This is a genomic window from Loigolactobacillus jiayinensis, from assembly GCF_003946445.1.
Taxonomy (GTDB): Bacteria; Bacillota; Bacilli; order Lactobacillales; family Lactobacillaceae; genus Loigolactobacillus; species Loigolactobacillus jiayinensis.
Genome location: NZ_RHOF01000017.1, coordinates 38,544 through 60,225, shown reverse-complemented (window position 1 = coordinate 60,225; position 21,682 = coordinate 38,544). Strand labels below are relative to the sequence as shown.

Below are 21,682 nucleotides of genomic sequence, written 5' to 3'. Positions count from 1 at the left end.
CTTTGACAGTTAAGGTGACGGCTTTTTTGTAGCTCAGTTATTTAAAATTAAACCAACTAAAATAGCAGCGAATAAAGCAATCTCGCTGCTGGCAACGCTCAATAGTATTGTTTAGGATCACTTTTTATTTGACGCGAATCAAAAAGCCGCTGATCGTATCTTCAATGACGGTTTGTAACTGTTGGCTTAGGTAAGCGGGGGTTGACGGCTCATCATCTTGTAGCCAATCGACGATAACGCTGACGACTGCCCGCGAGAAATATTCCCGCAAAAAGCTAATATACGCACCGGTGAGTGGAATATTCTTAGTTTTTAATAGATCACGCACGATTATATCGGTTAGTTGTTTTGTGTGGGTCAAAAAATATTGATCAAATGAATTTTGCTCACTGATCGCAAGCGCGTTGCGATAAAATGATCGATTAGCTTCAAGATAGTTAATTAGGTCTAATAGCGATGAGGTCCAGTGCTCATAATCAACATTTTCTTCGAGGTCAATACCCGCTTCGGTGTTGAAGATCCAAGCCAATAGATCATATTTATCTTGGAAATACTCGTAAAATGTTTGGCGGCGTAATTGTGCTTGTTGCATGATCGTGGTGACGTTGATCAATTTAAATGGCTTCGTCAACATTAAGCTTTTAAATGCAGCCGCAATTTGGCGTTGAGTCGTTGAGATCATGAGTAACAGTCCTTTATTTTGATAATAGCTCACGTTCAGGTAAGCGGTGATACTTTTACATGTTCGCTTTTAACCGCTTCCACTAAAATTCTACCATCTCTAATAACAGATAGCTAGTATCCCTAGAAAATAGTTATGACCACAAAAATAGCGCAATGTCTTGAGACATTACGCTATAAGATAAGATTAAGCGCTAGTTGGGCGCCGGTAAATCAGGCGTAGGGCGAGACTGAAAATAGCGATAACCAACAAAATTAAAAGCAACCGCAACAGAACGTCCATACTGTGTAAGCGTGAGATCCAATAGCCGCTAGCAACAGCAATAACCATTAAAACTGTATTTAAAGCCCATTGACTACCCGTAAAGGCGTTACCGGCATTTTCCCGTTGACGACGGGCAATAATCGGCATAACTAAACCAATCGCACAGAGCCCCAGGGTGACCACAACGTTCATGATCAGTGAGTCTGTCCACATAATGGTGCCTGGTTTAGCGTCAGTAGGGAAGAATGCTGCAAAAGCGGAGAAGAACGTAATTGCAAGCATCCACAAACCGACTAGAAAACCAGCGCGATCATTTTTAATGTAGGTATAGGCTGGTTTGGGATAGCGATCACTATGCAAACGAACCATCATAAAGGCCCAGAATAAGAAGCAAGTCGCAAATGGTGAAACGATCCCATTTAGATTCAGCAACCAGTTAAAAATATCATTGATTTGTGGGAGTAAACCACCAAGGAACATAATCACCGCACAGATGGCAGTGGTCATCCAGTAACCGTTGATCGGTAAACCATCGGCAGTTAATTTTGATAATTGTTTTGGCATATATTTTTTACTGATATCGCCAAGGAAGACGCGCGTGCCGGCATCCAATAAAACGGCTAACTGGGCACACATATAGATTGCTTGCGTGATGGCGAAAACGTACATCAAGATTTTACCCCAACCGAATTGGCGTCCTAGCGCAAGAAAGGCGTAATAGGAACCGTTCATTTTTAAGTCGTTTGGTAAATGATGGGCGTTGAAGAAGACCCCTAAAGAGAAGGAACCAAAGACAGTTAAGAAAATCGTCATGATGGCGATCATCATCATTGCTTTTGGAAAATCTTTACGTGGGTTCTTCATATCAGTAACGTATGGCGCCGCTAATTCCGAACCGTTCATGGCAAAAATCAACAGACCTAATGTGGTGAAGAAATGGCCATCAATTTTAGGGATGAACGCTTTGAACGTAAACGGCTGGGTTGCAATATGACTGCCAGTAGTCAACGCGACAACGGTCATAATAACGAAGAGAACGGTCATAATAAACATGGCGCTCCCGCCGATAACACTCATAATTGCTAGTGATTTGTTTTTGAATAAATGCTCGAAGAAAATGAAACCAACGAAAACGACAGTCGTTAAAATACCGAACATGGCTTTTGACATATAAGCATCGATATTCCCGTTACCACGAAGCAGCCAACCAAAGGCGATGACCACTGAGTTGGCCACATCGACGATATAAGGAAGGCCGACTACCCAATAAAACCAAGCGGCAAAATAACCAACTTTATCACCACTGGTGCCGCGTACCCAAGATGACAAGCCGCCACCTTCAGCACTGAAAACAGAGCCTAAGTGGCCGACCATTAGTGAATAAGGCAAGACATAAATAAAGAGCATAACGACCCACGACGTGACGACGCCAAGGCCTTGGTTTTGAAAGTTATAAATAATATCATCGAAGCCAATGACGGTAACAAAGTCCATTAAGGCAACCACCGGCCATTTTAAATAAGTGCGATTAGCGCTTTCTAATTCTAGTTTTTCCATAATAACCTCCCAAAATAGTGTGGCGCGCAAGGCATTTATATTTTGCATTAGCTTGGCAAGGACACCCCGCCACATGAAATGGCTGGTTTGACCTGCATAACTAAGCGGAACGCACCACATTTACACTAACAATGCCGCTTGCAATCAAGTGATCTGTTAGCTAGACAACTATTTGGTTGGTATTGGCGGGTTATTTTGGCAGAAGCCAGCTGCACACATGACAACCGTCCTTTCTCTCATAAAATTCAATCTTATCTAGTATAATGAAAAAACTATGAAAATACTAGTACCAAAGTACTTCTTGCAGTAACTTACAATTTTGTTAGCTGATTGTTAGTTGATTCGCAGGCGTTGTTAGTAAGGCTTTGCTAAACTAGGTGTCATCAGTTAAATAAAAAACAAGGAGTTATTTTAATATGACGACACAATTACCACTTGTTGACGTAACCGACGTTCGCAAGGTTTATGGCAAAGCTAACGAGAAACAATATGAAGCCTTGCACGATGTTAGTTTTAAAGTGCAGGCTGGCGAATTTGTTGGGATCATGGGGGCTTCTGGTTCAGGCAAAACCACATTACTTAATATTTTAGCAACGCTGGACCAGCCAACCAGTGGTTCCGTCAAAATCAATCAGCAGGAAGTAACCCGTTTACGGGGCAATCAATTAGCGGATTTTCGCGCTAAAGAAATTGGGTTTATTTTTCAAGATTTTAATTTGTTGGAAAATATGACGGCATACGAAAATATTGCCCTACCTTTATCGTTACAAAATGTTTCTGCGAAAAAGGCACGACCGGTGATTGAAAAAATTGCGGCAACACTAGGTATTAGCAAAATTTTAACTAAATACCCAACGGAAATTTCTGGTGGCCAGAAGCAGCGAGTAGCTTCAGCGCGGGCGTTAGTTCATCAACCGAGTATTTTAATGGGTGACGAGCCAACTGGCGCACTGGATTCCAAAAGTGCTAAAAGTTTACTTGATACAATGACGACTTTGAATCAGGAACAGCAAGTTTCAATTCTGCTGGTCACGCACGATCCGTTTTCAGCGAGTTACTGTCAACGAATTCTGTTTATTAAAGACGGGCAGATTGGCCAAGAACTTAACCGTGGCGAACAAAGCAAAGCCGCGTTTTATCAGGATATTCTTGGCGTACTCGGCCGAAATGAACAGCAGTAGGAGGTGATGGGCGTGTTATTTAAGTTATCGTTAACGGGTATTAAAAGCCGTTTTAAAGATTATTTAGTCTTATTTTCTGGTTTAGTCATGGCGGCTGCCATTTTTTATATGTTTGAAGCGTTGGCCACTAATAATAGTTTTATTAAGGCCAATGCTACTTTTTCCTTAGCGCCGTTTGTTTTTCAGTTTGGCTCAGTATTATTAGCCATCATCACGTTTGTTTATATTCTTTACGCTAATTCGTTTTTGCTAAGTATGCGCAAACGCGATTATGGCTTATTTATGATGCTAGGTGCTAAGTCAAGTAAACTGGGTCAATTAATTTTTTTAGAGACCCTGATCATCGGCGCTTTATCATTGCTCGGCGGCTTATTTGTGGGCGTAGGGTTGACCACTCTTGTTGGCCAATTATTAATTAGTCGGTTGGATGCCACTGCAACTCATTTTACCGGTTTTTATTTGCCAGCAATGCTAGTGACTGGCGTTTTCTTCTTGATTTTATTTGTGGTAGCAGCGCTGTTAAATCAACGTGTACTACGCAAAACACCAGTTTTGGCTTTATTAAAAAGTGCGGCGCAACCCGTACACGTTCAGGTCAAACCGGCTAAAACGATTGGACAAATCATCTGCGGCTTAGCTTGCTTAGCAGTCGGGTATGTAGTGATGCGGTACATTGGCAGTTTGCAAATTTTAGGTATTGGCGTAGCACTGGTCACGATCGTGCTAGGGACTTACTTAGTTTTTAACTCATTATTTACGTGGTTGTTAGCGCGGTTACAGCGACATGAAAATTTTGCTAGTCATGGCTTAAATAATTTCACTCTGGCACAATTGAATTTCCGTATTTTCGATTACAATCGAATGTTGGCTATGGTAACGCTGTTGTTTGCATTGGCATTAGGCGCAATCACAACTGGGATGGGTTTCCAGAAAAATATTAAAGTTTATACGCAAAGCGCGCCTTATGATGTCGTGCTCCATGATCCAACAACGACGGTTAAGCAAGCAGCGGCCAAAATTGATATAAAAAGGCAAAATCATTATACGTATAAGGTTGGAGCAAACGTGGTTTATTTTATTCGTGATCAATTTGATGAACAACCATTAAATGCGCAGAAACCTTGGCGTAAAAATCAAGTTGCAGCAGAATATCAATCGATTCAGGGACAGCAAATGACTGCTAATAGTGAATTACGCTGGCAACAGTCGCTGCAAACCTTATTATTGCCGCAAGATAGTCAGAAAACGGTCAAGCTAGTGACGGCCGCTACTTTTGACCAAGTAGCAGGGACAACGCAGCATTTGACTACAATTGTTGCTCATGATTTCTTTAGTGACTTACCAGCAATCAAACGGGTAACCAAATTAGATCAACAACGAAATCATGTTCCAGCTACTTATGCGCTAGGCACCACCAAGTATGATATGTACCAAATGATGAATGGCTTATTATCTGGTTTTGAATTTATGGGCTTCTTCCTGGGTGTGGCGTTTTTAGCGATGTTAGCGAGTTGTTTAATGTTCAAAATCTTATCCGGTGCAGCCAATGATCGACTGCGTTACCGGATGCTAGATAAAATTGGGGCGCGCCAACGCTTACTGCGCAGTGCGATTGCCAAGGAAATTGGTGTTTTATTTATACTACCTGGCGTGGTTGGGGTGATTCATGTTCTATTTGGCCTACAAATATTCACGACAACGCAGTTATTACCGAATGCCTACCATGACCTATGGCTACCGTTTTTGATTTTCTTAGTGCTTTATAGTTTATATTATTTATTGACCGTCAAGTTATACCAGAATATTGTGTTACGCAAATAAGTACACAAAAAGCCAACTCCCAACGGAATTGGCTTTTTGCGTTATTCTAATGGTCCCTCATCAATACGATTGTAGTAGGTAACATGAACTTCACTACCGGATAAAATTAGCTTGGTAACACTACCGTTGCGCGGACTTTTGGTTAAATCAAATTGTCCTTGGCCAAATTTGCCAACGATACTACGCATCGTTGTGCCATGGCTAACTAATAGAATCTTAGCGCCAGCTGGATTATCACGGCGTAACATGTCAAAGCCTAGTAACAGACGATTCCAGTATTCGATGCTGTTTTCCGCATCGTGAAAGGGATCAGCTTGCTTCATAAAGTCTTTGGAAGCGTCGATCGAATAATTACTGATGATCTCGGCGTAAGTGGCACTCTCATGACCAGCGCCGGTCAACGACCAAGCTTCGTGAGAATTCATGCCTTCAAAGTAGCCATAAAATTCTTCACGGAAAAAAGGTGTTTCAAGCGGCTCTGTCAGTTCACTAACAGTGTTCTTCTTAAGGATCAAGCGTGCCGTACTACGCGCCCGACCAGTATCACTACAGTAGGCTTGATCAAACTTGATCTGCGCTAACCGCTGGCCAACCTTATCAGCATCAAGAATACCTTGCTCAGTTAATGGTGAATCGGCCCAACCTTGCATCCGATTGTAGCGATTAAAGTAGGTTTGGCCGTGGCGTACGAAATAAACGGTCGTTTCTGTCATCTTGCTCCTCCTTGTAAACTAAAACGTGCCGTTTTCAACATCCTGAATAAACTGACTTAAATGATCGAAGTAAACTGGCGCATTATCGATCATATGGTGATGGCCACCATTTGGCGTTGTGACCAGCCGTGAATTAGGGATCTGCTCTGCCATTCGTTTAGCTGTTGCTAGTGGCATCGTCTCGTGTTCACCAAATGTAAGTAGTGTTGGGACCTTAATATTCTTGATCTGATCACGGATATCCCATGATTTTAGCTTACCAGTAACAACGAATTCGTTGTTACCTTGGAAATCATTATAGACTGGTGTTGCCATCGTGCTGACCAAATGTGAAATCGCCGGTGGTTGTTTGCGGTCAACGTAGCCAGCATTTAAAATGTCGACGTAGCCTTGATAGCGTTCGTTATCAAGGTCATTACGGGCTTCGCAATCTTTCATATAAGCGACTGCATCAGCCGGTAAAGCTTCTTCGCGAATTTTATTGATGTTAACGACATATTCGTCAATATTATCAACCATACTCGAGATAATTGCGCCTTTTAAATGTTGCCCATATTTCAAAGCATAGAGCATGGTTAAGGCGCCACCCCAAGATTGGCCAATTAAGTAGAAGTTATCCAGGCCTAACTTTTGGCGAACTTCTTCAACTTCATCCAAGTAATAATCATAGGTCAAAAAACGATCACGAATGGCCGAATCAGAGAAATCAGGTTGATCTGAATACCATGAACCCAATTGATCGTACATGGAAACACGGACACCTAATGGCGCTAACTTTTCAGCAAAATTTTCGTAATATTCGTGGTTGCCACCAGGGCCGCCATGTAGCGTTAATAATTGAATATCGCCGGTGCCATCAGTATGGGTCCACAAGTGATAGCCGCTATCCAAGGTAATGATATTAGTTCCGTTTTTCATACACTCACCTTTTTCTAATAAGATACTTTCATTTTAGCATTTTCAGCGGCCAACCTAAAGGATTGATGAATCTAAATATATACTTAAGTTTAATCGAAGTAATCGCTTTTAATACGAAAATTAGTTAAAATAAGTGAGTTAAGTTGGTGCGTTTAAAAAACAGTCTGCTTTTTAAGCGTGTTTGCACTGGATTAGCGGTGAAGCCCGACCTAGCAAATGGGGCATGATTAAGCAAAAAAGTAAGGAGTTTTTATGAGATGAAACAAACTTGGCAAAAAATTAGTCGGCGCGTGGTCGTTGTGGCTGTATTAGCTGGCGTCTTTTTCGGCGGCAGCGTTATTGCACATGCCGATACTTACGATAGTAGCAGTAGTAGTGAGAGTGTGGTTAATGAACGTTGGGGCAAGCCAACCTTTATTTATGGGGGTGGCTTGAATCAAAGCCAGATTCAGCAAACCATGAATATTATGAACATTAATAGTAATGACGTCACCACCAGTAGCGTCACTGGGCAAGATTTGATCAACTATTTAGGCTCAGGTTCCGGCGATACTAGTGTTATGATCTCATCGGTTTTAGTTACCCGCGAAGCCAGCGGCCATGGGATCACCATGAAAATCGATACGCCATCTGACATTACCCAGATCACTGCGGATGAATACAAAAATCCATTGATCACCGCCGGAATCACGGATGCTACTATTGAAGTGGCTAGCGTTAAGCCTGTTACTGGCGAAAGTGCTTTAACTGGTGTCTACAAGGCCTTTGAAACTAATGGTGAAACCATTGATCCTGATCGGGCAGCGCTAGGCCAAGAAGAATTGGAAACCACTAATTCTGTGGCCCAAGATGCCGTTAAACAAAACGCAACGGACAATCCAGATCAAAGCAGTTCGGAAAGCACAGCCGATGCTAAGAAAATCAAATTGCAGTTGGCTAATGCCTTAACTGATATCAAGCAGCAATTAGCCGATTTAAAGGAGCAAGGTAAGACGGCTAATACCACGCAAATTACAACAATTGTTAATAATTCGATCAAAGACAATAATTTATCTGGTAAAATTAGCCAAACCAATATTAAGCAATTAGTAACACTGGCGGGTAAATACCAAACCACGTCTGGCGTGTTGGATAAGTCAACGATGAATCAGTTAGACAAAGCCAAAAGCAGTATTGGGTCGGCTTTGGATAAAGTTGGCGGCGCCTTAAAGAGTGCCCAAAGTAGCAGTTGGTGGCAAGAATTTGTTAACTGGGTCAAAGGTGTTTGGCAAAGTATTTTTGGCTAGGCACTAGTCTGAAAAGTGGGACAACAGCGTAAAGGCTGGGGGACCACTTTTTTCATTTGAACGTTATTTTGTTATACTGGAGAATAATTATATTATTAAGAAGGAGCTGGCGCCATCGTGTTTTATTTTGTAAATACCAGTATGAATTTAAAAAAATCTGGAATCGAGCATGCGGAAATGAAGCGTTTGGCCTTGTTCAATCAGCATGGCGTACCAGCTAAAATTGTTACCCGATTTTTTTCGTTAAGTTTGCATGATACCTTAGCAGCTGCTGGTATTGCTGAAGCTAATCAGATTAATTTATTTGATTTCATTCAACACTCAACTGACTTTAAAGCGCGTAAATTAACGGCAGCTGACTTGACGTTACCACCAGACTATCAAGTGATTCCCGATGCGCATAACTATAAGGTGATGCAAAATAATCAGTTGATGATGCGAATCAACACATTTAGCGTCAATGATTCACGGCTAAATAATGTGCAGTATTATGATCAAAATGGTAAATTAACTAAAACTGACTGGTATGATACCCGTGGCTTTAAAGGTCTAGAACAGTTTTATACTTCCGCTGGGCAAGTCGCCAGTGAACAAGTTTTTGATCCTGAGGGCACAGTTGTTTATCAAACTTTTCATATGCAGGATAAACAAAATAACTTAAAAAATTCACTGTATCGTTTTATTGACTATCGTGGTCATGATTGGTCATTTAATGGTGAAGAGGCAATGATGCGCTTTTTCCTTGATGAACTGAATCGTGCAGATGCTGGCCGAAATGTGTTTGTCGTTGATCGCACCTATGAGCTGGCGTGGTCGGCTTTGCGTATGCACACGCGGCCATTTCGCGTGATGCATTTACACAGTAACCACGTTAATGATCCAGCTGATCCACAGCATTCAACGCTTAATTATAATTATGAACTTGCGATTAATAATTTAGCTGACTGGAATGGGGTAATTGCGGCCACACAGCAACAGGCTGAAGATTTTAGTGCGCGTTATGGTGCACAAACGCCAATCTTCACCATTCCAGTTGGCGTTGTAGCCAAAAAAATTCCACAGGTCAAATGGGCTACTCGGACGCCAGGCAAAGTAGTGATGGTTGCACGTTTGTCGGAAGAAAAACAGCAAGATCAGTTAATTAAAGCAATTAAGCAAGTGCACGCTAAGTTTCCCGCCGTTTCACTAGATTTCTGGGGATACGCTAATGGCGATACCGGCACCAAGTTACATAAGCTAGTAGCGGAACTTGGTGTCGGTGATTACGTTAAATTTAACGATTATACTGCTGATGTCGGTCAGGTTTATGACCAAGCACAGTTAGCTGTACTGACCAGCCGTGCAGAAGGCTTTGCGCTCGCCTTGTTAGAAGGCCAAGCGCACGGACTACCGCAAGTCGCCTATGATATTAAATATGGCCCGCAAGCAATTATCCGCGATCAGCAAGATGGCCTACTTGTCCCATTAGATGATGTGGATGCCTTAGCCGACGCTATTTATGACCTGTTAAGCGATCCGGCTAAGCTGCAAGCCTTTAGTCACCAAGCGTATCAGGATAGTCAACGTTATTCAGATGTAGCGGTATGGTCGGCGTGGCAGCGATTGATTGATGCTGCTGATCAGTACTATACGCAGAAAGGTGGGGCGCAGGCATGATTTATTTTGTTAACCAGTACTTAATGGCTTTGAATTCAGGTGTTGAGCATGCGGAGTTTAAGCGCTTGGCGTTATTTAAAAATCACCATGTTCCAGCTAAAATTGTTACCCGTGATTTTGACGTTTTATTGCATCAAAATATGGCTCATTTTGGCTTAGTTGCTGCGGATATGGTCAATTTATACGACTTTTTCCGCGGTAGCGAGCAATTTCCTGAACGAGTATTGAAATTACCAGATTTAAATTTAGCGCCAGCGTATAACATTGATCCTGGCGCCAACGTTAGCCATGTACGTGACGGTGATCAAATAATTGCTGACGTTTATTTCAGTCCGGGCACGGTTGGGCACCTTTACTACGTGAATTATTTTGATGCGTTTACCAATATTGTTCAGCGGACTTATTATGATGCACGTGGCTTTAAGGCTAGTGACCAGTTCTTTTCGCCAGCTGGTGAAGTGATTGCTGAGTTGATTTATAACTTAGACGGTAGTCGGTTGTTTGAACGTTATTATGGTCATGACGATGCCAATAATAATCAAATTACTGCCATTCGTTTATTAGCCTATCACGGGCGTGAATGGCAATTTAATTCAGAAGATGAATTGATGCGTTTCTTCTTAGAAGAACTTAATCAGCGCGATGCGGGGACCTTCATCGCTGATCGACCTTTAGCTGCTGATTGGCCAGTAATTAATATGCAAACGGCTGCGCGTAAATTTATCTTTTTGCCAACGACTCACGCCAACGATCCACAAGATCAAGTTTTCAGTAATATGAATGGTGCTTACGTTTATGCAGTGCATGATAATCTAGCCAAACTAGATGGCGTGATTACAGCAACCCAACAACAACAAGCTGATTTGACGCGCTGGCTAGGTGGACAACCAGTACGGCCAGTTACCGCAATTCCGGCAGCAGTCGTACTGGACACTACCTTAAAAGCAAAACAGGTGGCTGCTGATCGGCGGACGACCGGTAAAATTATTTTCGTTGGGCGCGTTGATCAAACTAAGCGGTTAAATCAATTGATTGAAGCGTTCAGCCAGGTGCACCAGCGGATGAATGAGACAACGCTGGAAATTCATGGTTATGGTGCCGAAATTAGTAGCCTGCAGCAGCAAGTCGCACAGCTTGATCTGAAAGATGTAGTCACTTTTGTGCCATATCATCAGGACTTAGCAGCGACTTATGATCAGGCGCAACTTTTTGTTTATCCTGCTGAAAGTGACGGCCAATCATTGGCGTTAGTTGAAGCCTTAGCCCATGGCGTACCAGTGGTTAGTTATGATATTAATTACGGTCCCAAAGAAATTATCACTGATGGTGATAATGGTTATTTAGTGCCTTCAGGTGAAGTTAAAGCATTGGCGAGTGCGATGACGAAAGTTTTAGTTAATCAAAAACGCTGGCGGCAAATGAGTCAGAACGCTTATCATAGTGCACGAAAATATAGTGAAGCCCAGGTTTGGCCATTATGGCAAAATCTTTTAGAGTTGAACTAATACTAATTAAATTTTCAGCCGAAGAGTTCGGAAACGGACTCTTTTTTCTATGCACTGAGAATTTGATGAGGATACCGTCTTTCGATTGTTCTCTGTGATAAAATGTGATATCCTCTATATGTAACCGTTTACAACAGTTTAAAAGGGGCAATTATGTTGCAATTGGGGTTTAATAAGCAAAGGTCAACCTTATCTCAGGAGAAGAAAGGAAGTAGTGACATGGCACAAGATATCCAGTATGAGACTTTCGACAACTTACAAAAATTTATGGAGATCGGCTTTGAAGCAGTAGGTGTTCCTACCGCAGATGCACAAACATGTGCGCGCGTATTGATCGAATCGGATAAGCGCGGAATTGATTCACACGGTGTTGGGCGGTTTAAACCGATTTATATTGATCGGATCGAAGCTGGAATTCAAAATGTTATCACTAATGTTGAAGTTGTCCGCGAAACCAAAACAACGGCAGTACTCGATGGTGGCAATGGTATGGGTCACGTTATCGGTACTCAAGCGATGCAAATGGCGATCGATAAGGCTAAGGAGTACGGCATGGGCATGGTAGCGGTACGTAATTCAACCCATTACGGTATCGCTGGCTATTATCCAATCATGGCAGCACGCAATGGGATGATCGGCATGACCGGCACCAATGCACGGCCATCGATTGCACCAACCTTTGGGGTAGAGAATATGTTAGGCACTAACCCATTGACGATTGGTTTTCCAACGGATGAAGAATTTCCATTTATGATCGATGCGGCAACTTCAATTACCCAACGCGGTAAGATTGAACACTATGCACGGATCGGCAAAACAATGCCTTACGGTTGGGTGATCAATGAAGATGGTGAAGGTGTAACTGATCCAGATATTGCCTTAAAAGGCCTAGTTGACGGAACTTGCGCTTTGGCACCATTAGGCGGTATCGGTGATGAGTTAGCTGGTTATAAGGGCTATGATTACGCAACGGTTGTTGAAATTCTATCAGCAGCTTTGCAGGGTGGTAGTTTCTTACATCAATTAAGCGGCTTTGATGCTAATGGTAAGAAGCAACCCTATCATTTAGGCCATTTCTTCATTGCTATTGATATCAACGCCTTTACGGACGTTGCCAATTTTGAAAAAACGGCTGGCGATATTTTACGGGCTTTGCGAGCTTCTAAAAAAGCTAAAGGTCACGATCGCATTTACACTGGTGGCGAGAAAGAGTACTTAGCTTTCTTAGATCGTTCAGAACACGGGGTACCGTTAAATCCAGCAGTTCGTGATTCCTTAACGGCTGTTCGTGATAAATACGAGATTGATTTTAAGTTTGCTTGGGAGAAATAGGTAAACTAAAAAGGAACGAATCACGACGTAATCGTCGTTGGTTCGTCCCTTTTTTTAGTGGAACAAGCTATTAATAGTTGCGGGTGAGTAACTGTTGGGTCAGGTTTTCCAAGTCAACACGCGGTTGGCCTGCAGGAAGCTTGTGAATTGCCGTTAAAGCATGTTCAGTATACTTAGTTGCTAACTGTTGGGCCGCAGTAACGCCACCGGCAGCAACGACTAATTGCCGGACTTGCTCACAATCGGCTGCAGTCATAGCTGCCCGCTTTTGCAATAAGGCTAATAATTCTGGATTTGCTTGTTGTAACACTAGAACCAATGGGGCGGAATAAACGCCCTGCCGGACATCTTCCAGTACTGGTTTACCGAGGATCGTGCTGCTTTGTTGATAGTCAAGAATATCGTCAACAATTTGAAAAGCAGTACCGATTGCCATTCCGATTTGTTCACTTTGCCGGGCAAAGCTTTGACTATTGCCACTTTCGTATGCACCAATAAAGCAGGCGGTACTGAAAAGTTGTGCCGTTTTGCCTTTAATTTGGAGTAAATAGTCGTCTAAGGTCATCGATAATTGGTAGCGCATCTTCATTTGGTGGATTTCACCATTGAGGATCTTTTCCATGCTACGAGAATTGACTTGGATACTGCGTAAATCACTAGCGTAATGTGCCAGTAATTTAAAGCAGACAACGAATAAATAATCACCAGCATAAACTGCGGTATCCTTACCAAATTGGGCTTGAATGGTCGGCTGATTACGGCGCAAATTAGATTCATCAACGATATCATCATGAATCAAGGTAGCTGTATGCAACGTTTCAACTGCTGCAGCTAGCGCAATCATTTTCTGACGGTCGGTTTCATGAAATTGCGAAAATAGAAGGCAATAAGCAGGGCGTAATAATTTACCACCTGCGTGGATCATATCAATAATCGCTGCTGTAACCTGCGGATCATGGGTTTTAATATTTTGTTCGATCAAGGTCAGTGTTGCCATTAGTTCTGTCGAAAGCTGGGGATACTGCTGCCACATCGCATTAATTTTTGTCATAGCGCGCCTCCTTTTTTAAATGATATCTGTGGCGGTGGTGTTTCTTCTGAATCTGCATTTGCTCATAACTCACTTTGAGATAAGTCAGTGTGCGCACGTGTTCAAACAAATAATTAGCAGAGATTCCAATTGCAATACCGGCGAGAACACCAATAAAAGATAAAATTGGTAAGTACAGCATGACGGTCCAACTCTGGGCAATCAAGCTGGCAATTAGTAATTGACCGACGTTGTGCAGGACACCACCAGTCGTTGAAATACCAATGATACTAACGTTTTTTGGCCCTAGTTGCTTAACTAGTAACATGCCGAAGTAGCTCAGAACAGCACCACCAGCTGAATATAGAAAAGTGGATAAGGTACCACCTAAAAGTGTGGTCAAAATCAGACGCATCCACATCAGTAGAAAACTATCGCGAAACGGCATTGTAAATAAGGCAACAATTGTAATTAGATTGGCAAGGCCGAGTTTAGCACCAGGGGCAAAGGCAAAGGGAAAGGGAATCATCCGTTCCAGTAAGCCGATGATCACCCCTTGTGCTACTAGCAAGGCAATAAAGACATATTTTTGAATTTTAGGTTGGGTCATTAACTTTTCCTCATTCATTCGGTGACCATCCCACCCTGAGTTTGCGAGCCGTGGTTAACCTTAATTTCAATTAATAGTTTGTGGGGCAGGCAGACGATTGTTTGGCCTGGCTTGGAGATCCAGCCGCGGCGCACACAAACCTGATCTTGACAATTAGCATCGACAATTGCAATTTTGTTGTCTTTGATTTCAACTTCATTATAGTCACCATCAGGCGCTTGGTAACGGTATTTGGTTGAGCCCTTGTGTCCAGTTAACTTGATTGAATACAATTTTTTACCGTTATGGCTGATAATGGCAGTTCGAACTTGTGTTGTTGGCGCTGAATTATGGGCCGCCACTTGCTCTTTTTCATGTAAGGCAAAAATAACTAGTGGGGTAAAGGAGCCGATTACTAATAGGACGACAATAATGATGTCCCAAGGGCGAATCATTTTAAGATATTTATTCTTAGCCAAGGGCGGTTACTCCATTCTATTGCCAAGGCATCTTTGTTAAAAAAAGAATGGCTCTGGGTAAGTCACCCCAGAACCATCCCCGTGAAAGATTTGACTGTAATTGTTAATTTTTACTGTAAATTGACTTAAGATCACCATACCACCAGTGACCGAGATGCTTTTGTAACCACGGCACAACCCAGAAATCGAGACCAAATGCACGACCAGAACCGTTCATTAAGGCTAGTGCCATAAATGGCATCCACATGTTGACCCAATAGAACATACCGGATAAACAAAAGACAACAACGAGACCAATTGTAATTGCGTTAGCTAACCAAGTGAACAGACCAAGTAAGATACAGACGGCTAAAGCAATTTCAACGATAGTCATAAATTCTTGCATGAACAGGGCAGTTTGCTTATTAGGAATGAAGAATTTCGTAACACTTTCATACCAACTTGGTAAATGCTTGAAAATCATCATTGGTTGTTTACCATAGTCATAAGATAAGCTGAAAAATTCATTAGTTGGTGCGGCTGCAGCAGTTTCAACTGCCTTTTTGGCAGTGCCAGCAGCTTCTGAGGCACCACTAGTGGTTACTTTTGGATAGAGCCAAGTGAAAGGTAAGCGTAATTTACCATTAAACCAAGAGCCACTACCTTGAATCTTGTACCAGCAGTCAACTAACCACATGGAAGCGTAGAAAATTCGTGCTGGGACACTCCACAAAACGTTACCATAGCGAGAAATATGTCCCCAGAATGGATTACGGCCATGACGATTACGGAAGAACTCGTGCATGCTGTATTGGAAAATATAGTAACCAGCAAAGGTGGTAAAGAAATATAATAAATTGATCATGTGTTTCATAATAGTACCGAACCAACCACTTAGATGGATACTGCCAAATACGTTGGCGACACTGTAATGAGCACCAATTGAAACAACAAAGCCAGAATAACTACTTTTCAGCGGTTTCGGTGTGGTGCCATTAATAGTTGCAACGATATGTTCCGCAGCTGTGTTACCGGTTTGTTCTGCAGCCTCAACGATTTGTGGTGTGCCACGATCGCCTTCGTTAGTGTTCAGTGATAAATCACCGGCCACATAGGTATTGGCATATTGTTTTGATTGCATGAATTCGTTAGTGACCAAGCGGCCAGCACGGCCTTGTTCCATATCAAAATCGCTAGTATCAGTGTTGGCTTTTAAACCAGCAGTCCAGATAACGGTATGGGTTGGGACATGGTTGCCATCTTTTAAGGTCATGTAGTCAGCACCAATTTCAGTAATTGGTGTGCTAGTACGAACGTCAACGCCTTTTTTCTTCATGAAACGTAATGCTAAATCAGCATCTGGGCGATCTAACATATTCAAAATTGTTGGGACAGCTTCATCGAGGATCAACGTGATTTCGCTAGGATCAATTTTATTTTCTTTAGCTAGAATTGGGCGCCAGTCAATCATTTCACCGATAGTTTCAACACCAGTAAAACCACCGCCGACAACGACAAAGGTCAGCATTGCTTTACGCTTAGCTTCATCGTGCTCTAAGGCTGCTGCTGCAACCGTGGCCTTAATATGTTCCTTGATCTTAACGGCATCTTCAAAGGACCATAGACTAAAGCCATGTTCCTTGACGCCAGGGGTACCAAAGTCGTTAGATTCAGCACCCATTGCTAAGATCAGATAATCATAGTTGTAGCGACCATGTTCAGTGGTGACCACGTTTTTGTCATGGTCAACTTTAGTTACATTATCTGTAACCAATGAAACGTTCTTTTTATGGGCAAATAATCGTCCTAGATCGTATTGAACAGATTCCAAAGGAACCCGATCAGTGGCAACTTCGTGTAGCTCAGTCATATACGTCATGTAAGAATGACGATCAATGAGTGTGATATGCACGTCATGATTTTTTTTGAATCGTTTTGCTAAGCGTCTTGTAGCTGCTACACCGGCAAAGCCAGCCCCCAGCACTACAATATTTTTCTCAGCCATAAATAAACACTCCTTAATAATTGCAGATAGAATAAAAATTTCACAATAAAATAAAAATTAAAAATAGTACAAGCGTGATATTAGGTAAATTATACAGAATTGAAGCGGCTTTGTCTATCGGTATAGACAAAAGAGGTCGGTATAAATAAAAGGTACAGGTACCAAAAAAGAATTCAGAATAATTAGACCAAAAATAAGGTGCAGGTACAATTAATTATATAGACTTATTTTAACGCATAAATGGTCAAAAAAGGCGATATTTACGGTAAAATTTATTTTTAACTGTATCGCGCTTTAGAGCACGCTTACATTTATTCTAAAACTAGGTGTTTAGATTTTAGATTAAAAAAGACTCATTATAATTAAAACGTTTTCTCATGCAAACCGTCTTTAGCTTGATTATGATTAAGAATGTAATATACTTAACTGTGTGAAGTTAAACACAAATTTATGAAGGTGGGGGAAACATATCATGAAATTAGGCAAATTTGTCACAAGCTTATCGGTTGTGGCTATGTCAGCTTTGACGTTAGCCGCAGCAATGCCAGTTCAGGCCGCTGATTCATCTAGCTCGTCAGCAGAATCAAGTTCAGTAACACAGCAGAAAGTCACTGCTGGTAAGACGATGAAGGCTGGTACTTATAAGTTAGAGGAGAAAAATTACAGTCACGGGTATAAGGTGAAAATGTCGATGACCGTTGATAAGGACGGCAAGGTTACAGCGACGACTTATGATTACGTGGATAAAGATGGCAATTCCAAAACCAAAGATGCCGATTATGAGAAATCAATGAAGGCTAAAAGTGGCGTTGGACCAGCTGAATATATTCCAGAATTGAATAAATCATTTACGACAAATGGGTCTGATACTGAGGCAATTGCAGTTGTATCTGGGGCAACTGAATCATCAAATGACTTTAAGAACTATGCGCAACAATTAGTCCAAGCTGCCCAAGCAGGCAAGACGAAGACAATTGTGATCAATAACGGTAAGAAAATGAAGACCGGCACTTATAAATTAGCTGAACAAAATTATTCACATGGTTATCGGATGACGATGGCGATCACTGTTAATAAAAAGGGTAAAGTGACTAAGTCAAATATGGATTACGTGAATAAGAATGGCAAGTCCAAGACTAAGGATGCCGCTTATGAAAAGCAAATGAAGGCTAAAAGTGGCGTTGGCCCTAAGGAATATATTCCTGATTTAAATAAAGACCTTAAGGGTAAATCCGCAACAACTTATCAAAACGTAAAAGTTGTTTCTGGTGCAACTGAAACTTCAAACACTTTCAAGCTCTATTCCGCACAATTAGTTAACGCAGCACAAAATGGCAGCAAGGGTGCCATTAAAGTTAACAATTACGTTTATGCTGAATAGGTAGTTGTACTGTTAACGGTCTACTAATAGAATAGGAATGTGGTGCAAGTTGGCCACGTTCCTATTTTATTTTTATAAGGGAGAAGAAAATGACAAAAGAAACAACCGTTAAGCCGATGACGTTTAAACTATTTTTGGAGTTTATTCGACTGAATGCCAAAACGGCCAGTGCCATTCCATTTGTACTCGGTTTATTATATTCACTTTATTATTTTCAAAGTGTTGATTGGCTAAATTCACTCCTTTACTTTATTGCGCAGATGGCAATCGCCTTTTTTGTCACTGGATTTAATAATGTGCAGGATTATAAGCTAGCCGTTGATCAGCATTATCGCGCGACGTATAACATAATTGGGCGTGAACATTTATCGGCGCACCGAGCGCTAAATTTAATGTTAGCTTTTCTAGTGCTAGCATGTGGTCTAGGTTTAGTCTTAGTTTGGCGCACTAATTTATTGCTATTATTTATCGGTGGTGCTGGTGTTTTTGTGACGATTTTCTACACGTTTGGCCCCATTCCGTTTTCACGTTTCCCGCTGGGCGAGTTGCTTTCGGGTGTTGCAGAAGGGTTCGGGGTTTTCTTTATCACGATCTATGTTAACGTGTCACCGCAACAATTAATGGGCTTTTTCTTTGATTGGCCACGTTTTACTCTTAATGGGAATCTAGTCACGTTGCTTATTGTGGTGTTAGTAGGGTTACCTAATATTTTCACGGTTGCCAATGTGATGTTTGCAGATAATATGTCAGATCTGGCGCAGGACATTCGCAATCAGCGCTTTACCTTACCCTATTATTTAGGGATTAAATGGGCGTTGCCGCTGTATGCAGCCTTACTGTATTTATCGTTTATCAGTGTTAGTATCAGCGTGATTTTACGCTTATTGCCACCAGAAAGTTTATTGGTTTGGCTGACGTTGCCGAAAATTCAGCAAAACATTCGTATTTTTTCCCGTAAACAAGTTAAGGAAACAACTTTTGAAACGGCAATTCAGAATTTGATGCTGTTTCAAGGTGTACAAATTGTTGCTTTAATAATCGCTATTTTACGGACACAAGTATTTAAGTAAGTTTAATTCCTAGTTGTGACTACTTTTTGTAGTTATGACTAGGAATTTTTGCTATTAGCAGACTATTTACGCAAAATAAAAAAATGACTTGCCAAAGCAAACGTATGTTCTTATAATGGGGTTATGTGATAGCGAGGTGGGTCAAATGGATTATGCGAATGAGCCCCATGGTGTTTTTTTCATGATCGATAACAAGTCGTTTTACGCCAGTGTAGAAAGTATTGAACGCGGTTTAAATCCGTTACGCGCTGTATTGATCGTCATGTCGGAGGCAGATAATACTGGTAGTGGCTTAGTCTTGGCCGCATCACCGCAGGCTAAAAAGCGTTTTGGCATTAGCAATGTTTCGCGACAATATGAAGTACCAATGACACCAGAGCTGCTGGTAGTACCGCCACGGATGAACTTATATATTGAGAAAAATTTGGCGATCAATAAGATTTTTCGCTCGTTTGTTGCCGATGAAGATTGTTATCCTTACTCAATTGATGAATCGATTTTAGATATGACGCACTCATGGCGTTTGTTCGGCAAAACACCGTTAAATGTAGCTCGTAAAATTCAAAAAACAGTCCGCCAGCAACTTGGGTTATACACAACGGTTGGGATCGGCGAAAATCCAGCCCAAGCTAAACTGGCATTAGATCTATTTGCCAAGCATGATCATGAATTGATTGGTACCTTATCTTATGCGACGATGGCCAGCAAGATTTGGCCGCTAACTGATTTAACTAAGATTTGGAGTATTGGTCGACGAACGGCAGCTCATTTACAGCGTCTAGGTATTCACAGTATGCGTGATTTAGCGCAGGTTGATCCGTTTGAATTGCAGCAAGAAATGGGTGTGATCGGTGCGCAATTGTTTGCATTGGCGTGGGGAATCGACCGCAGTCAATTACATGAGTTGGTTAAGCCACACGATAAAAGTTGGGGCAACTCGCAAGTGTTGCCGCGCGATTATTTAAAACAAGCTGAAATTGAATTAGTTTTACGAGAAATTGGTTTGCAAGTGACTGCGCGAATGTGGCATCATCAGCAAAAGGCAGGTTGTGTTAGTTTGGGTATCGGGTTTGCACACGCCGCTGCACAAGAAGATGGGCGTACTGGCTTTAGTCATTCATTACGAATCGAGTCAACAGATAACGGTCAAGCGCTCGTCACTTATTTATTGAACCTATTCCGCCATGCTTGGACGGGCCAAGCAGTCCGCCATATCGCAGTTTCTTTTTCTAAGTTAGTGCCAAATAGTGGGTTGCAGCTGGATTTATTTCAAGACGCAACGCGACAACTTAAGGATGATCGTTTTGAACGCGTACTTGATTCAGTTAGAGCGCGCTTTGGGACCACGGCGTTATTTCCAGCCAGCAGCTTATTAAAGGGTGGCACCATGTTGAAGCGAGCCGGGTTAGTTGGTGGTCATAACGGTGGTAATAGCTATGAATGAAACGCCACAACAGGCTGCTAAAATAGTACAACAACGACTGCTGCTTTATTTTAAGCCACAACGGCAGCAGCGTTACCGGATTGATGTGGTCAATAATAGTTATGGTCAAACTTATAATTTTTTTCTGGATCTGCAGGCACCACGGCAACGTGAACGCTCGATTCCATTGCATCGCCTGCAGGTTTATCAATTAACTTATTTAGAAACTGTACTTAAGTTGTTACGACAAACAACGCAATTGACCTTTAACTTTATCAATTTTGCGGATCAACGTTGGCCAGAACGACAAAGTTTGATCGGACGGGGGAATTGAATTGATTTTACACAAAACCAGCGATGAACAGCTAGCAACGGATTTCTTTAAATATCATTATCATGATCGTGGCATGCTGAAGTGGGGTGGCTTTTATTTATCTGATCACACCAGTGCGTTAAAAAAAATGCGTGCGGCTGAAGTCGCTGAGGTGGCTTTACCAACGCAGGCAATGGCACAAGTTAGTGAGCTGTTATTCAGTGCTTGGCAGCGGCAGCAACGTGTTCATTTACAGCTAGAACAATTAGAAGGTGGCGAACAAGTCGTATCACTTACTGGACTTGTCATTGGTTTAGCTGATAATGAATTAGGCATTCAAACGGATGAGCAGCAACTCGTGTGGTTAGTTTTAGCTATGATTAAACATGTAGAATTATTGGTCTGAAGTGTCTTCCTAAGTTAAGCTGAACATGCTATGATTTGCTTATTAAAATATAACTAAGCTTACGGAGCGACTAGGCGAAGCCAATAATGGCG

General features: G+C 41.8%; 19 protein-coding genes. 11 read left to right on the top strand and 8 right to left on the bottom strand.

The genetic code is table 11. The annotated features are described in order from the left end of the window. Positions 1-124: 124 nt before the first annotated feature. Positions 125-682 carry a dihydroxyacetone kinase transcriptional activator DhaS gene (gene dhaS / locus EKM80_RS05720; RefSeq protein ID WP_125552152.1) on the bottom strand — a complete coding sequence of 186 codons (558 nt, stop codon included), beginning with the start codon at positions 680-682 and terminating at the stop codon, positions 125-127. A gap of 186 nt (positions 683-868) precedes the next feature. Next, positions 869-2,503: an APC family permease gene (locus EKM80_RS05715; protein ID WP_125552151.1), complete on the bottom strand. Its 1,635-nt coding sequence runs from the start codon at positions 2,501-2,503 to the stop codon at positions 869-871. Positions 2,504-2,919: 416 nt separating this feature from the next. On the opposite strand from EKM80_RS05715, the gene EKM80_RS05710 reads away from it, so the two are divergent. Together EKM80_RS05710 and EKM80_RS05705 are read left to right on the top strand one after the other, a co-directional pair. Further along, positions 2,920-3,684: an ABC transporter ATP-binding protein gene (locus EKM80_RS05710; RefSeq protein WP_125552150.1), complete on the top strand. Its 765-nt coding sequence runs from the start codon at positions 2,920-2,922 to the stop codon at positions 3,682-3,684. Positions 3,685-3,690: 6 nt separating this feature from the next. Next, entirely contained in the window at positions 3,691-5,505 is a 1,815-nt protein-coding gene (locus tag EKM80_RS05705) for an FtsX-like permease family protein (protein ID WP_225418821.1), read from the top strand. 41 nt (positions 5,506-5,546) lie between these two features. On the opposite strand, the gene EKM80_RS05700 is transcribed toward EKM80_RS05705, so the two are convergent. Next, positions 5,547-6,218, bottom strand: a complete 672-nt coding sequence (locus EKM80_RS05700; RefSeq protein WP_125552148.1) for a histidine phosphatase family protein — start codon at positions 6,216-6,218, stop codon at positions 5,547-5,549. Positions 6,219-6,236: 18 nt separating this feature from the next. Continuing rightward, positions 6,237-7,136 carry a proline-specific peptidase family protein gene (locus EKM80_RS05695; RefSeq protein ID WP_125552147.1) on the bottom strand — a complete coding sequence of 300 codons (900 nt, stop codon included), beginning with the start codon at positions 7,134-7,136 and terminating at the stop codon, positions 6,237-6,239. A 257-nt stretch (positions 7,137-7,393) separates the two neighbouring features. Between EKM80_RS05695 and EKM80_RS05690 the strand changes: the two genes are divergently transcribed. The 4 genes from EKM80_RS05690 (at position 7,394) to EKM80_RS05675 (ending at position 12,915) form a co-directional block, all read left to right on the top strand. Next, on the top strand, positions 7,394-8,422 hold the full coding sequence (locus EKM80_RS05690) for a DUF1002 domain-containing protein (RefSeq protein WP_125552146.1): 1,029 nt from the start codon (positions 7,394-7,396) through the stop codon (positions 8,420-8,422). Positions 8,423-8,539: 117 nt separating this feature from the next. Beyond that, positions 8,540-10,078, top strand: coding sequence for a glycosyltransferase (locus tag EKM80_RS05685; protein ID WP_125552145.1), 1,539 nt, complete (start codon positions 8,540-8,542; stop codon positions 10,076-10,078). After that, positions 10,075-11,583 (top strand): accessory Sec system glycosyltransferase Asp1, encoded by a 1,509-nt coding sequence (gene asp1, locus EKM80_RS05680; protein WP_125552144.1) that lies wholly within the window; start codon positions 10,075-10,077, stop codon positions 11,581-11,583. Before EKM80_RS05685 ends, asp1 begins: the two co-directional genes overlap by 4 nt. A gap of 219 nt (positions 11,584-11,802) precedes the next feature. Further along, positions 11,803-12,915 (top strand): Ldh family oxidoreductase, encoded by a 1,113-nt coding sequence (locus EKM80_RS05675; protein ID WP_125552143.1) that lies wholly within the window; start codon positions 11,803-11,805, stop codon positions 12,913-12,915. Between the two features lie 70 nt (positions 12,916-12,985). On the opposite strand, the gene EKM80_RS05670 is transcribed toward EKM80_RS05675, so the two are convergent. The 4 genes from EKM80_RS05670 to EKM80_RS05655 form a co-directional block, all read right to left on the bottom strand. Next, on the bottom strand, positions 12,986-13,966 hold the full coding sequence (locus EKM80_RS05670; protein WP_125552142.1) for a polyprenyl synthetase family protein: 981 nt from the start codon (positions 13,964-13,966) through the stop codon (positions 12,986-12,988). After that, positions 13,953-14,573: a Gx transporter family protein gene (locus tag EKM80_RS05665; RefSeq protein ID WP_125552141.1), complete on the bottom strand. Its 621-nt coding sequence runs from the start codon at positions 14,571-14,573 to the stop codon at positions 13,953-13,955. Before EKM80_RS05665 ends, EKM80_RS05670 begins: the two co-directional genes overlap by 14 nt. Beyond that, a complete protein-coding gene (locus tag EKM80_RS05660) occupies positions 14,570-14,989 on the bottom strand; it encodes a NusG domain II-containing protein (protein ID WP_191985934.1) in 420 nt (139 codons plus the stop codon). The genes EKM80_RS05665 and EKM80_RS05660 overlap by 4 nt, the downstream gene beginning before the upstream one ends. Before the next feature lie 127 nt (positions 14,990-15,116). After that, positions 15,117-16,997, bottom strand: a complete 1,881-nt coding sequence (locus EKM80_RS05655; RefSeq protein ID WP_125552139.1) for an NAD(P)/FAD-dependent oxidoreductase — start codon at positions 16,995-16,997, stop codon at positions 15,117-15,119. Between the two features lie 472 nt (positions 16,998-17,469). Between EKM80_RS05655 and pplA the strand changes: the two genes are divergently transcribed. From pplA to EKM80_RS05630, 5 genes are all read left to right on the top strand, one after another. Then, positions 17,470-18,378, top strand: a complete 909-nt coding sequence (gene pplA / locus EKM80_RS05650; RefSeq protein ID WP_125552138.1) for an extracellular electron transfer flavoprotein PplA — start codon at positions 17,470-17,472, stop codon at positions 18,376-18,378. Positions 18,379-18,467: 89 nt separating this feature from the next. Then, entirely contained in the window at positions 18,468-19,448 is a 981-nt protein-coding gene (locus tag EKM80_RS05645; protein ID WP_125552137.1) for a 1,4-dihydroxy-2-naphthoate polyprenyltransferase, read from the top strand. A gap of 145 nt (positions 19,449-19,593) precedes the next feature. Then, entirely contained in the window at positions 19,594-20,892 is a 1,299-nt protein-coding gene (locus tag EKM80_RS05640) for a Y-family DNA polymerase (RefSeq protein WP_125552136.1), read from the top strand. Then, positions 20,885-21,205: an acetyl-CoA carboxylase gene (locus EKM80_RS05635; protein WP_125552135.1), complete on the top strand. Its 321-nt coding sequence runs from the start codon at positions 20,885-20,887 to the stop codon at positions 21,203-21,205. Before EKM80_RS05640 ends, EKM80_RS05635 begins: the two co-directional genes overlap by 8 nt. A gap of 1 nt (position 21,206) precedes the next feature. After that, positions 21,207-21,590, top strand: a complete 384-nt coding sequence (locus EKM80_RS05630) for a hypothetical protein (RefSeq protein ID WP_125552134.1) — start codon at positions 21,207-21,209, stop codon at positions 21,588-21,590. The last annotated feature ends 92 nt before the right edge of the window (positions 21,591-21,682 follow it).

What these genes read in the sequence shown, in the direction of transcription:
- EKM80_RS05645 (WP_125552137.1), top strand. Translation starts at nt 18,468, where the DNA reads ATGACAAAAGAAACAACCGTTAAGCCGATGACGTTTAAACTATTTTTG.
- EKM80_RS05675 (WP_125552143.1), top strand. Translation starts at nt 11,803, where the DNA reads ATGGCACAAGATATCCAGTATGAGACTTTCGACAACTTACAAAAATTT.
- EKM80_RS05665 (WP_125552141.1), bottom strand. Translation starts at nt 14,573, where the DNA reads ATGAATGAGGAAAAGTTAATGACCCAACCTAAAATTCAAAAATATGTC.
- EKM80_RS05710 (WP_125552150.1), top strand. Translation starts at nt 2,920, where the DNA reads ATGACGACACAATTACCACTTGTTGACGTAACCGACGTTCGCAAGGTT.
- EKM80_RS05655 (WP_125552139.1), bottom strand. Translation starts at nt 16,997, where the DNA reads ATGGCTGAGAAAAATATTGTAGTGCTGGGGGCTGGCTTTGCCGGTGTA.
- pplA (WP_125552138.1), top strand. Translation starts at nt 17,470, where the DNA reads ATGAAATTAGGCAAATTTGTCACAAGCTTATCGGTTGTGGCTATGTCA.
- EKM80_RS05640 (WP_125552136.1), top strand. Translation starts at nt 19,594, where the DNA reads ATGGATTATGCGAATGAGCCCCATGGTGTTTTTTTCATGATCGATAAC.
- EKM80_RS05715 (WP_125552151.1), bottom strand. Translation starts at nt 2,503, where the DNA reads ATGGAAAAACTAGAATTAGAAAGCGCTAATCGCACTTATTTAAAATGG.
- EKM80_RS05695 (WP_125552147.1), bottom strand. Translation starts at nt 7,136, where the DNA reads ATGAAAAACGGAACTAATATCATTACCTTGGATAGCGGCTATCACTTG.
- EKM80_RS05660 (WP_191985934.1), bottom strand. Translation starts at nt 14,989, where the DNA reads ATGATTCGCCCTTGGGACATCATTATTGTCGTCCTATTAGTAATCGGC.
- EKM80_RS05690 (WP_125552146.1), top strand. Translation starts at nt 7,394, where the DNA reads ATGAAACAAACTTGGCAAAAAATTAGTCGGCGCGTGGTCGTTGTGGCT.
- EKM80_RS05635 (WP_125552135.1), top strand. Translation starts at nt 20,885, where the DNA reads ATGAATGAAACGCCACAACAGGCTGCTAAAATAGTACAACAACGACTG.
- EKM80_RS05670 (WP_125552142.1), bottom strand. Translation starts at nt 13,966, where the DNA reads ATGACAAAAATTAATGCGATGTGGCAGCAGTATCCCCAGCTTTCGACA.
- EKM80_RS05705 (WP_225418821.1), top strand. Translation starts at nt 3,691, where the DNA reads ATGGGCGTGTTATTTAAGTTATCGTTAACGGGTATTAAAAGCCGTTTT.
- EKM80_RS05700 (WP_125552148.1), bottom strand. Translation starts at nt 6,218, where the DNA reads ATGACAGAAACGACCGTTTATTTCGTACGCCACGGCCAAACCTACTTT.
- dhaS (WP_125552152.1), bottom strand. Translation starts at nt 682, where the DNA reads ATGATCTCAACGACTCAACGCCAAATTGCGGCTGCATTTAAAAGCTTA.
- asp1 (WP_125552144.1), top strand. Translation starts at nt 10,075, where the DNA reads ATGATTTATTTTGTTAACCAGTACTTAATGGCTTTGAATTCAGGTGTT.